Origin of the sequence: Microbacterium pumilum (genome assembly GCF_039530225.1) — a bacterium.
GTDB lineage: Bacteria > Actinomycetota > Actinomycetes > Actinomycetales > Microbacteriaceae > Microbacterium > Microbacterium pumilum.
The window spans coordinates 1,254,074-1,265,875 of sequence record NZ_BAAAOH010000001.1 but is presented as its reverse complement, the minus strand read 5'-3'; the positions used below and the strand labels follow the sequence as shown (position 1 = coordinate 1,265,875).

At 66.6% G+C, this 11,802-nt stretch carries 9 protein-coding genes; 5 read left to right on the top strand and 4 right to left on the bottom strand.

The window, feature by feature from the left end; translation table 11 throughout:
- The first annotated feature begins 109 nt into the window (after positions 1-109).
- Positions 110-754: a phosphatase PAP2 family protein gene (locus ABD188_RS05720; protein ID WP_344059383.1), complete on the top strand. Its 645-nt coding sequence runs from the start codon at positions 110-112 to the stop codon at positions 752-754.
- Between the two features lie 127 nt (positions 755-881).
- Here ABD188_RS05720 and ABD188_RS05715 read toward each other — a convergent pair whose 3' ends face one another.
- Genes ABD188_RS05715 through ABD188_RS05705 form a run of 3 tightly spaced genes read right to left on the bottom strand, consistent with a single transcriptional unit; the run spans position 882 to position 2,879 of the window.
- Positions 882-1,211, bottom strand: coding sequence for a hypothetical protein (locus tag ABD188_RS05715; RefSeq protein WP_344059382.1), 330 nt, complete (start codon positions 1,209-1,211; stop codon positions 882-884).
- A 13-nt stretch (positions 1,212-1,224) separates the two neighbouring features.
- On the bottom strand, positions 1,225-2,199 hold the full coding sequence (locus ABD188_RS05710) for a sensor histidine kinase (RefSeq protein ID WP_344059380.1): 975 nt from the start codon (positions 2,197-2,199) through the stop codon (positions 1,225-1,227).
- Positions 2,196-2,879 carry a response regulator transcription factor gene (locus ABD188_RS05705; RefSeq protein WP_344059379.1) on the bottom strand — a complete coding sequence of 228 codons (684 nt, stop codon included), beginning with the start codon at positions 2,877-2,879 and terminating at the stop codon, positions 2,196-2,198. The genes ABD188_RS05710 and ABD188_RS05705 overlap by 4 nt, the downstream gene beginning before the upstream one ends.
- Before the next feature lie 168 nt (positions 2,880-3,047).
- On the opposite strand from ABD188_RS05705, the gene ABD188_RS05700 reads away from it, so the two are divergent.
- The 4 genes from ABD188_RS05700 (at position 3,048) to ABD188_RS05685 (ending at position 6,810) form a co-directional block, all read left to right on the top strand.
- On the top strand, positions 3,048-3,884 hold the full coding sequence (locus ABD188_RS05700; protein ID WP_344059378.1) for an undecaprenyl-diphosphate phosphatase: 837 nt from the start codon (positions 3,048-3,050) through the stop codon (positions 3,882-3,884).
- A gap of 182 nt (positions 3,885-4,066) precedes the next feature.
- On the top strand, positions 4,067-5,575 hold the full coding sequence (locus ABD188_RS05695) for a glycosyltransferase family 39 protein (RefSeq protein WP_344059377.1): 1,509 nt from the start codon (positions 4,067-4,069) through the stop codon (positions 5,573-5,575).
- 4 nt (positions 5,576-5,579) lie between these two features.
- Entirely contained in the window at positions 5,580-6,326 is a 747-nt protein-coding gene (locus ABD188_RS05690) for a polyprenol monophosphomannose synthase (protein WP_344059375.1), read from the top strand.
- Positions 6,319-6,810, top strand: coding sequence for a GtrA family protein (locus ABD188_RS05685; protein WP_344059373.1), 492 nt, complete (start codon positions 6,319-6,321; stop codon positions 6,808-6,810). Before ABD188_RS05690 ends, ABD188_RS05685 begins: the two co-directional genes overlap by 8 nt.
- 68 nt (positions 6,811-6,878) lie before the next feature.
- Here ABD188_RS05685 and ABD188_RS05680 read toward each other — a convergent pair whose 3' ends face one another.
- A complete protein-coding gene (locus ABD188_RS05680; protein ID WP_344059371.1) occupies positions 6,879-11,669 on the bottom strand; it encodes an NAD-glutamate dehydrogenase in 4,791 nt (1,596 codons plus the stop codon).
- Between the last annotated feature and the right edge of the window lie 133 nt (positions 11,670-11,802).

The window sequence follows — 11,802 nt, the reverse complement described above, 5'->3', positions numbered from 1 at the left end:
GTTCTCTCAGGCGCGAGGGCTTGAATCACCCCGAATGATCAGGGCCTCGTTCTAGCGTCGATCGTCCGGACTCGTCGGACGAGGCGACGACAAGGTGACGGAGGCGTGGATGCGTTTTCGTACCACGCTTATCGCGAGTGGGCTTGCCGGAGGCGTGGCGGTCATCCTCTTGGGCGTCGGCATCAACGCGCTCGGCAATGGCCCGCTCGCGATCGATACGTGGTGGCATGATCTGATGCTCACCTGGCGGACGGAATCGTGGCTGGCTGTTGCGCTCGCTTTCGACGTCGTCGGCGGTGTGACTGCGATGACGGTGATCGGAATCGTCATCGTCGTCGGCTTCCTCGCCGCCCGCCGACCGTGGGATGCACTCACCGTCACTGCGGCGATGCTGACATCGCAGGCGATCACGGGCGTCCTGAAGGTCTCGTTCGCGCGACCCCGACCCCCGGATTCTCTCGTCACCGACGCGATGACGTCCTTCCCGTCGGGGCACACGACGCTCGCAGCGACGGTCATGGTGGTGCTGGCGCTGCTGATCCGAGCGGATGCGATGTGGCTGGCCGCCGTGCTGTGGGTGATGGCGATGGCGTGGAGCCGCACATACCTGTCAGCGCACTGGCTCACCGACGTGTCCGCCGGCGCCGTTCTCGGTGCCTCCGTGGCCGTACTCGTTTGGGCCGTCATCGCCGATCTTCGGCGCGCCGTCCAGCAACACGCTCTCATCGCGGCGAACGATCTGTCGGCCACGTGAGTCCGCAGCGCTGCTGAGATCGCGCTCAGGCTGGGCTGAACAAGGAGACTCTTCGATGCGGTGACCTGAGCACAGCACGCCGACCGTTCCTCATGTGGGCGAGGGACGGTCGGCGCGGGGAATCCAATCAGTCGTCGGCGGTCTCACCGTCGTTCGTGCCATCCTCAATGCCTTCATCGTCGGCGGTCTCACCGTCGTTCGTGCCATCCTCGATGCCTTCATCGTCGGCGGTCTCACCGTCGTTCGTGCCATCCTCGATGCCCTGATCGTCGGCAGTCTCACCGTCGTTCGTGCCATCGTCGACCCCGACCTCGGTCGACGACGGCGACGGCGACGGCGACGATGAGGATGCCTGCGCGAGGGCGGGGATCCCGATCGCCAGACCCGATGCCAGCACGACTGCGGCAATGCCCGATCCGATCGCGAGCCGGACCTTCTTCTTCTTTTCGGCTTCCATGTGTGACTTCCTCTCAGACGGAATCTGCCGTCGCCTCGACGCTACGGAGGGGATCGTGAGATGAACGTGAGAGGGGCAGCCGCAAGCGCACCACCGTGCCCACCCCCGGCATCGAGCTGAGTGAGATATCGCCGCGCAGCGAGTTCACGATGTCTTGGACGATCGACAAGCCGAGTCCGCTCCCCTCGGTTGCACGCGAAGGATCTGCCTGCCAAAACCGATCGAACGCACGTCGTGACTCGTACCGCGTCATTCCAATGCCGTGGTCCTCGACCTCGACGACAGCCCACCGCCCTTTCGTGAAAATTCGCACGACGACGGGAGCTTCATCAACGGAGTAGCGGCATGCGTTCACGAGGATGTTCAGCAGCACTCGCTGCACGGCTGCAGCGGATGCCTCGACTTTCGGCTGACCGGTCACATCGATCATCACCCGGTCCGGCCGCACGAGCAGTGCTCGAGCTCGCTGGACCGCGTCGCCGATCGCGACGAAGCTGAGATCCGAGCGCTCGCGGGCGTCTTCTGAAGCGACCAGCAGATCGTCCGCAATTGCACCGAGGGCGTGCGTCGCCTCGAGCGCCTTCTCGCACGCGTCCCGATACTCGGCGACGCTTCTGGGCCGCAGCAGCGCCAGCTCGAGCTGAGCTTGGATGGCCGTCAACGGCGTTCGCAGTTCGTGAGATGCGTCGTCGACGAATCGTCGCTGGGCGGCGAGCGCAGCCGCGACCGGTTTCATCGCGATGCCGGCGAGGATCCAGCTCGACAGGGGCGCAATCAGCAGGAGGCCGGTGAACGCGATGAGCAGAGCAGTCCGAAGTGTCGAAAAGCCCGCCTCAGCGGTCGGGGCTGACCCGCCGTCTTCGATTGCGTCGAAGTCGAACGTCGTGGTGACGAACGCGTAGACGGAGACGGCGAACACGGCGAAGGTGATCAGCTGGACTGCCGTGAAGCCGAGCGTGAGACGCCAGCGGGCGCGTCGCAGAATCACGACGCCTCGCTGGTCACCGAGTACCCGGCGCCACGGTGGGTGACGATGGGGTCGGCCGCACCAGGTACGGCGAGTTTGCGGCGCAGGTAGCGGATGTAGGTGGGCACCACGTTGCTGTATCCCTCGTAGTTGCGATCCCACGCGTGGTCGATGAGCTCGCTGCTCGTCACCACGGAATCCGGGTGTCGCATCAGGTAGTCCAGCACGGAGAACTCCTTCGGGCTGAGCGGGATGATGCGGCCGCGACGCTCCACGGCGCGGCGGCCCGGGTCGAGCGTCAGTGACCCCACGGTGAGCCGAGGGGGAATCGTGGTGGGGGCGCGGCGCAGGAGCGCGCGCACGCGGGCGAGCAGTTCCTCGACGTGGAACGGCTTGACGAGGTAGTCGTCGGCGCCGGCATCCAGGCACTGCACGATCGTCGCGCGGGCGCTGATCGCCGTGAGCATCAGGATCGGGGTGTCCGCTGCCGCATCCCGAATGCCCCGGCATAGCTCGACCCCGCCACCTGCCATGCCAGGCAGCCGCACGTCGAGCACGGCGAGATCGACCGGCTCTATCTCGAACGTCGCCAGTCCGGACGCGGCATCCGATTCGACGTCGACGGCGTAACCGGCTTCGCGCAGCAGTTGCGCGACGGTCGCGGCAAGCAGCGCGTCGTCCTCCACCAGCAGGATTCGCATGGCACCTCCGCCATGATCCTTTCCAACGCCACTGGGGAACGAGCCGTGGTCGACTTGGCGAGTCTGAGACTTCCTTCAGACACACCACTGGCGTCGGCACGCACCCATAACCTGAGCACACCGACAGCGCGGTTGATCATCTGCCACCCGACAGAACGGACACCCCGCATGGACTTCCTGGACGCCGTCATCCTGGGCCTCGTCGAAGGTCTCACCGAGTTCCTCCCCGTCTCGAGCACCGGGCACTTGACGCTCGCCGAGAACCTGCTCGGGCTGCCGATCGACGATCCAGGGGTGACGGCCTTTACGGCGATCATCCAGTTCGGCGCGATCGTCGCGGTGATCTTGTACTTCCGCGCCGATATCGGCCGACTGATCGCGGCATGGTGGCGAGGGTTGTTCAGCCGAGCGGCGCGTACCAATCCCGACTATCGGTTCGCCTGGTACGTGATCGCCGGTTCGATTCCCATCGGTGTCATCGGGTTCTTGGCCCGGGATCTGATCGCCGGGCCGTTGCGCAACCTCTGGGTGGTGGTCGCGGGCCTCGCACTGTGGAGCATCGTCATGTACGTCGCGGAGCGTCTCGGCAGACAGACGCGCCCCGAGGAGAGTCTGACGCTGAAGGATGCTCTGATCATCGGTTTCGTGCAATGCATCGCGCTCGTCCCGGGGGTGTCGCGGTCCGGCGCGACCATCAGCGCGGGGCTGCTGCGCAACCTCAACCGCGTCGCGGCCACGAGGCTGTCCTTCTTCTTGGCGATCCCGGCGCTCGTGGGGGCGGGCGTCTACGAAGGCGTGAGTGAAGCATCGGCCGTGAGCGCCAGCATCGGTTGGCCACCGGTCATCGTGGGAACAGGCGTCAGCTTCATCGTCGCCTACGCGACCATCGCATGGCTGCTTCGGCTCGTGGCGCGGCATCCGATCACCGTGTTCATCTGGTACCGGCTCGCACTTGCGGCCCTCATCACGATCCTGCTGGTGACAGGAGTCCTCAGCGCGACCTGATCAGTGGGAGTTCGAATCCTCCCGGGCCAGCGACATGACGTCGCGGGGTCGATTCCACGAGACCGTCCGTCTCTTCCTGAAAGCCTTCTCAGCCCCAATCGTCGCGATACAGATGAGCCTCCGATCCTCGATCGGCATGGTGGCCAGAAGCACCACAGCTAGTCACGGGAGGAGGTATCGGGATGCTCCAGCTCGAGGCAGCCGGCAAGCCATTGCGCTCGCCTACCCAGAGATGGCTCGGGCATCCTGCTCTGCTCGTCGGGATCGTCGGCGCGGTCCTGGGGTTCGCGGGTTCCTGGATCCCCTCGTACTGGGGCGACGAGGCGGCGAGTGTACTTTCGGCTTCGCGGTCCTGGCCGAGTCTCGCAGCTCTGCTCGGTCACGTCGACGCGGTGCATGGCCTGTATTACGGGTTTCTCAAGGTGTGGATTGCGATGATCGGCCCCTCCGAAGCGGCGACCCGCCTTCCGAGTGCGATCGGTGTCGGGCTGATGGCGGCGGGCACGGTCGTCCTGGCCAATCGTTTCGTCGGCACCCGCATCGCGGTGGTTGCCGGCATCGTCTGCGCGATACTCCCCCGCTCGACCGCCATCGCTGCCGAGGCCCGCTCCTACGCCGTCGGCGCCGCCATCGCGGTGTGGATCACCGTCCTGCTCGGGCACGCACTGAGGCGTGCAACGTCGAGGCGGCTGTGGCTGGCGTATGGCGTTGCCTGCGCCGGAGCGATGTACCTCTTCCTCTACCTGGGGCTGCTGCTCCTCGTTCACGGCATCGTTGTCGCGGTGCTGTACAGCGCATCCCTTCGGAGATGGATACGATTCGCGGCACTCTCCATGCTGCTCGCCGCTCCGATCATGGTGATCGGCGCTACGCAGCGGGAGCAGATCGGCTTCCTCGCACGCCGGCAGTACGCCAACGCCGCTAACGTCCTGACCAGGCAGTGGTTCGGGTATCCCCTTCCGGCGGTCTTCGCTTGGCTGCTCGTCCTCGCCGCCACGTGGTGGCTGGTGCTCGCTCTTGGCGGACGCCGGCCGCGGGGGCAACGAATGCGGTTGACGGTGCTCGCCCTGTCGTGGCTGGTCATCCCGACTGCGGGGCTCCTCATCGGCAACGCCGTGCTTTCGCCGATGTACAACGTGCGCTACCTGTCGTTCTGCACGCCTGCAGCGGCGCTGCTCATCGCCCTCGGAATCGCAGCCATCGCCGAGGCCGTGGCACCGCACCGGCGCCTCACCCTCAGCGCGGCTCTCACCGCGACGCTGGTGGCGGCATCCGTCCCCGTCTACCTCGGCCAGCGAACGCCGTGGGCGAAAGATGGCGGCAGCGACTGGCGGGCTGTCGCGGAATACATCCAGCAGAACGCGCACGCCGGTGTGGTGCTGTTCGATCAGACAACCAAACCCTCACGTGATCCGCGCATCATCCTGGATCTGTACCCAGCCGCGTTCGCGAGTCTCGACGATGTCGCTCTGGAAGCACGATTCGACGAGCGGCCAGGACTCTGGGACACCGTCGCCGCGAACGCCGTGGTGACACCGCGCACCTCAGATGCCAAGCAGGCGTGGGCGATCGAAGTCGCACACGGCGGCGCAACACCGCCGGATGTCGCCCTGCTCAAGAGTCTCGGCTACCACGTCGACTCCGCCGTTCTCATACACCGCACCACCATCTACGACCTGTCGAGGAACTGACATCATGACTACTCGTACACTCGTGATCCTGCCCACCTACAACGAGCTGGAGAATCTCGAAGGTGTCGTGCGCCGCTTGCAGCAGAGCGCTCCCGACGTCGACATCCTGATCGTCGACGACAACTCGCCAGACGGTACCGGATGGCTCGCCGACCGTCTCTCGGACGAGCTCCGAAACGTGCACGTGTCACATCGAGTCGTCAGGGCCGGACTCGGCGGTGCATATCTCGAGGGATTCGCGTGGGCGCTCCGCCAGGGGTACGACCTCATCGTCGAATCGGATGCCGACGGCTCACACCGCCCCGAGGACCTGCCCCGCCTGCTCGTCGCCATCGAGAACAGCGACCTCGTGGTCGGGTCGCGATGGGTGGAAGGAGGCAAGGTGGAGAACTGGCCGATATCGCGGCGTCTGCTGTCGCGCGCAGGCAGCGCATACGCACGCGTCATGCTCGACATCCCTCTGCGCGATGTGACGGGCGGCTACCGTGCATATCGAGCATCCGCGTTGCTCGCACTGAAACTCGAGAGCGTGAACAGCCAGGGGTACTGCTTCCAGATCGAACTGCTGTGGCGAGCCGTTTGTGCCGGGCTTCGGGTGCGAGAAGTGCCGATCACGTTCAGCGACCGGATCCTCGGTGCGTCGAAGATGCGCGGCCGAATCGTCATCGAAGCAATGTGGCGGGTCACGATGTGGGGCCTTGCCGCCCGACTCGCGCCACTCGGACGCCGCACGGTTGCCAGCCATGCGTGACGGCCGGATGCGTTCCCTGCTTGCGGACCTCGCGAGGTTCGTGCTCGTAGGCGGGTTGGGCCTCGTTCTGGATGTGGTCGTCTTCAATCTTCTGCGCCAGTCATCCCTGACGGATGGGCATGTGGGCGGAGCTGTGCTGATCGCCAAGGCGCTCGCCGCCAGCCTGGCGATCATGGCGAACTGGGCGGGCAACCGCTGGTGGACGTTCCGCGCGCACCGTCGGTCGAACGCGGTCTCGGAAGCGGTGATGTTCTTCGTCGTCAGTCTCGTCGGTAGCGGGATCTCGCTGTTGTGCCTCGCCGTCAGCCATTACGTCCTCGACCTGACGTCGGTGCTCGCTGACAACGTATCGGCGAATGTCATCGGACTCGCACTGGGATCGGCATTCCGTTTCCTCGTCGCGAGGACCTGGATTTTCCGCGACCGGGGGGCCCGACTGACCTCGGATGCAGCGGCAGCGCTGCCGATTGGCGGTGGCCGATGATGAACCGCACGTCAGCGGGGTGCGACAGCCGCCACAGCGCTCTCCGGCGAGTACCGGGCCGGAGGGTTTCACCGCACGAGCGAACGCAGACGCCTGACCGCCACAGAGAGGGTGGCAAGCCCTGAGCCGTCCTCGGCGTGTGCGGCGGCGAGCGCCTCCTCCAGCGTGCGCCGGGCCAATGGACCGCGCTGGTCGAGCCATGCGTCGATGCGCGATGCAGCTTCGATCGGTGCGGTCTGCTGGGCGATCGTCGAAGTGAGTTCGATCACCACCGCGTAGAGGTCGTCGCGCATGGTCGCACGGGCCATCGACCCCCATCGGTCGCTCTGCGGCAGCGCGGTCGTCTTCGTCAGGATCTGCTCGAGCCGCAGTCGCGCGGACAGCGCGAAGTAGAGGGCGGTCAGTTTCCGGGTGTCCCACCTGCGCAGGCGCGCGCACTCGACGACGTCGAGCAGCGAGAACGCGTCGAGCACGCCCGCTCCGTGCCGCGCGAGTTCGGCGGGGACGCGGGCCTCCTGAAGCTCGAGCATCCGCCCCTCGAAGCGTCGCAGATCGCCGCCCTGCAGCAGGTCGCCGAGATCCGCCCACAGCGACGTGATCGGACCTCGGAAGTCCTCGACCTGCCTCCCGATGTCGAACCCGTCGGGGCGGTGCTGCACGAACCAGCGCGTGGCGCGATCGAGCAGCCGCCGGAACGTGAGGTACAGATCGGTCTGCACCGCGGTGGGCACCGCGTTGTCGGTGGCCTCGACGGCGATGACGAAGCCGCGCAGGTCGAAGATCTCCCGCACCGCAACGTACGCGCGGGTGATCTGCTCGCTCGACGCACCCGTCTCATCCGCTGCCCGGGATGCGAAGGTGATGCCGCCCCGGTTGACCATCGAGTTGACGACCGAGTTCACGATGATCTCGGTGCGCAGCGGATGCGCGGCGAGGTCTCCCGCATACCCGTCCCGGATCGGCTCGGGGAAGTAGTCGGCGAGCGTTCCTGCGAACCACGGGTCATCGGCGAGGTGGGTTGCGGTGAGGTCGGTCTTGAGCGCGAGCTTCGCGTAGGCGACGAGCACGGCGAACTCGGGCCGGGTGAGGCCGCGCTCGTCGGCCACGCGCACCTGCACCTCAGCCGGACTCGGAAGGAATTCGAGCTCTCGGTCGAGTTCGTCGCGCGCTTCGAGCACCTCCATCAGGCGTTCGTGCACGGGCAGCATCACGGCTGCGCTGGCGCGCGAGTTTCCGAGCAGCACGTTCTGCTCGTAGTTGTCTCGCAGCACCTGCACGGCGACCTCTTCGGTCATGGAGCGGAGGAGTACGTTGCGGGCATCCCGGTCGAGCCGTCCGGCGCGTTCGACGGCGCCGAGCAGGATCTTGATATTCACTTCGCGGTCCGATGTCCCCACTCCCGCCGAGTTGTCGATCGCGTCCGTGTTGATGCTGACGCGGGACTGGGCGGCCTCGATGCGACCGCGCTGGCTCACGCCGAGATTGCCGCCCTCGCCGACCACCCGCACTCGCAGCTGGTTGCCCTTGACACGGATCGCGTCGTTGCCGCGGTCGCCGATCTCAGCGTCGGTTTCGTCGCTCGCCTTGATGTACGTGCCGATGCCGCCATTCCAGAAGAGGTCGACGGGGGCCAGCAGCACGGCCTTCTTGAGCTCGAGCGGCGTGAGGGTCGTCACCGAGGGGTCGAGGCCGAGCGCCTCGGCCATTTGGGCCGTGACGGCGATCGACTTCAGCGTGAGCGGAAACACCCCGCCACCAGCGGAGATGAGCGCGCGATCGTAGTCGTCCCAGGAGGACCTGGGCAGGTCGAACAGGCGCTGACGTTCCGCGAAGGATGCCGCGGCATCCGGCTGCGGGTCGACGAACACGTGGCGGTGGTCGAACGCCGCGACCAGTCGGATATGGGGCGACCGCAACATCCCGTTGCCGAACACGTCGCCCGACATGTCGCCGACGCCCACGACCGTGAAGTCCTCCGTCTGGGTGTCCACACCAAGTTCGCGGAAGTGCCGTTTGACAGACTCCCACGCACCGCGGGCCGTGATCCCCATTGCCTTGTGGTCGTATCCTGCCGATCCGCCCGACGCGAATGCGTCAGCAAGCCAGAAGCCGTATCCCTCTGAGATCGCGTTGGCGATGTCGGAGAAGGATGCGGTGCCCTTGTCGGCCGCGACCACCAGATAGGAGTCGTCGCCGTCATGCCGCACGACGCCCCGGGGCGGCACGATGTCGGTTCCCACGCGGTTGTCCGTGACGTCGAGCAGACCGCGGATGAAGGTGCGGTACGCGGCCTTGCCGGCTTCGAGCCATGCCGCCCCGCCGCTGGGCGCCGGAAGACGCTTCGCGAAGAACCCGCCCTTGGATCCGGTGGGCACGATCACGGCGTTCTTCACCATCTGCGCCTTGACGAGGCCGAGGACCTCGGTCCGAAAGTCCTCGCGGCGGTCGCTCCAGCGCAGCCCGCCCCGCGCGACCTTTCCGAAGCGCAGGTGGACGCCCTCGACCTCTGGCGAGTAGACCCAGATCTCGGCCATCGGGTGCGGCTTCGGCAGGCCCGGAACGCGGGCGCAGTCGAGCTTCATCGACACCCACGGCTTCGGCGAGCCGTCGGATGCCGGCTGGTAGAAGTTCGTGCGCCAGGTCGCGGCGATCACCCCGATGAAGGAACGGAGGATGCGGTCGTCGTCGAGACTCGAGACACCGTCGAGGGCACGCAGCAGCTCGGCCTCCGCCGCATCCGTCTTCGCCGTCCGGTCTCGTTCGAGAGCCGGATCGAAGCGGAGCTCGAACAGACCGACCAGGTCGCCCGAAAGGACGGGGTTCGCGACCAGAGCCTCCTCGATGTATTCGACGGAGAAGGCGGAGCCGATCTGCCGCAGGTACATCGCGATTGACCGCAGGATGACGATCCGGCGCCAGTCGAGGCCGGCGAGCAGCACGAGGGAATTTAGGCGATCGCTCTCGGCAGCGGCGGTCCAGGACGCTGCGAACGAGTCCTCGAAGTCCCGTCCCCATGCCGGGTCGTTCCACCGCTCGGCGCTACCGCCGTCCACACTCGGCGCAGTCAGCCCGAAGTCGGAGATGTGGCGTACCTCGCCGCCGGGGAGGGTAACGACGTACGGGTGCTCGTCGACGACATCAGTGCCGAGGTCGGTGAGGATCGGGAGCACCTGCGTGAGCGGGTACTCACGGTGCGAGACGAGGGTGAACACCCGCTGGCCGGGGTCGTCGCGCTCCGGGACGTTGAGGTGAACCGCGAACTCTGTGGCCTCGAGGCTCTCGAGCAGCGCGATGTCATCGAGGGCCTCCTCCGGCGTGACGGCCTCCTTGTACGCCAACGGGAACGCCTCGCCATAGCGACCCAGCAGGCGGGCCGCCTCATCTTCGCCGTGGGCGTGGTGGAGCGCGTCGACGAGCGCCTCATCCCAGCCCCGCACGGCATTCGTCAGGTCCCTCTGCAGTGCCGCTTCGTCGACGTCTGGCAACGACGAGCCGCGCGGTACGCGCACCACGAAGTGCAGCTGCGCCAGTGGAGCATCACCGACCCATGTGGCGTGATCGACGCTCTCGGCCGCGAACACCGATCGCAGCAATGTTTCGATGCGCAGCCGCACGGTGGTGTTGTAACGGTCCTTCGGCAGAAATACGAGCGCCGACACGAACCTGCCGAACTCATCCCGGCGCAGAAACGCGCGCGCGCGGCGCCGGTCGCGAAGGCGGCCCACTTCGGTTGCGACCTCGAGCAGGTGCTCCGGAGTGTCCTGGAAGAGTTCGTCACGTGGATACTGCTCGAGGATCTGCACGAGATCCTTGCCGGAGTGGGACAGGGGCGGGAATCCGGATGCCTCGAGCACCGCCGCCACCTTGGTCGAGGCGATGGGGAGCGTGGACACGGAGGCCGCGTAGGCCGCCGAGGTGAACATGCCGAGGAAGCGCCGCTCGCCCGTGACGTTGCCGACCTCATCGAATGTGCGCGCGCCGATGTAGTCGAGATAGACGTCGCGGTGCACCGTGGCGCGGGAGTTCGCCTTCGTGATCGTGAGCAGGCGCGGATCGCGCGCGGTCCGCTGCGCCTCGGGCCGCAGGCGCGCGATCGCTGTGGTGGGCTTGCGAAGGATGCCGAGGCCCGTGTGCGACAGCGGGACGAGCACGTCCTCACCGTCTTCGCCGGTCTCGAGCCGGTACTCGCGGTAGCCGAGGAACGTGAAATTGTCGTCAGCGAGCCAGCTGAAGAAGTCGATGGCCGGGCGGACCGTGGCGGGGTCGGCCGTCGCCGGCGGCGCGGTGCGCAGGTCGGTGACGACGTCGAGGCAGGCCCGGCGCATCGCCTGCCAGTCGTCGAAGGCCGCGTGCACATCACCCAGCACCGACATCAGACGTTCTTCGAGCTGGTGTCGGCCCTCGCTGGTCGGCACGCGATCGACCTCCAGGTGGATCCACGATTCGAGGTCGCCACCGTGGGCACCCATCTCGAGCAGTTCGCCGTCGGCGCTTCGGCGCACCTCGACGATGGGATGCACGAGCAGGTCCACCGCGAGGCCCTGCCGAGCAACCGCCGCGATGACAGAATCCACGAGGAAGGGCGAATCATCGGTGCAAATGTTCACGATCGTGCGCCGCGACGTCCATCCATCCTCGCTAAGCGTCGGTGTGAAGACGGCGATCCGAGTCTGCCCGCGGTCGCGACGCGCGGCGAGGGAGCGCATCGAGAGCGCGGCACCGACCACGTCACGTGGTTCGCGTTCGGCCAGATCCTCGGGGTTGAGGCCGGCGATGATGCTCGTCAAACCCGACGCGAGCTCTGGGTCGAGAGCGGCGATCGCGTCGTCGATCGCACGGGACCCGGTTGTGCTGGTCATGACTTCATCGTCCGATCTGGCGATCGCATGTCGCGTCGATCCCCTCACGAAAATACTCCGGTGCGGCGCCTCAGGTGATGCCTTCAACGCGTGAAGGCGGGCGACGAGTACGGGAAGGCTGAATGGCTTCACG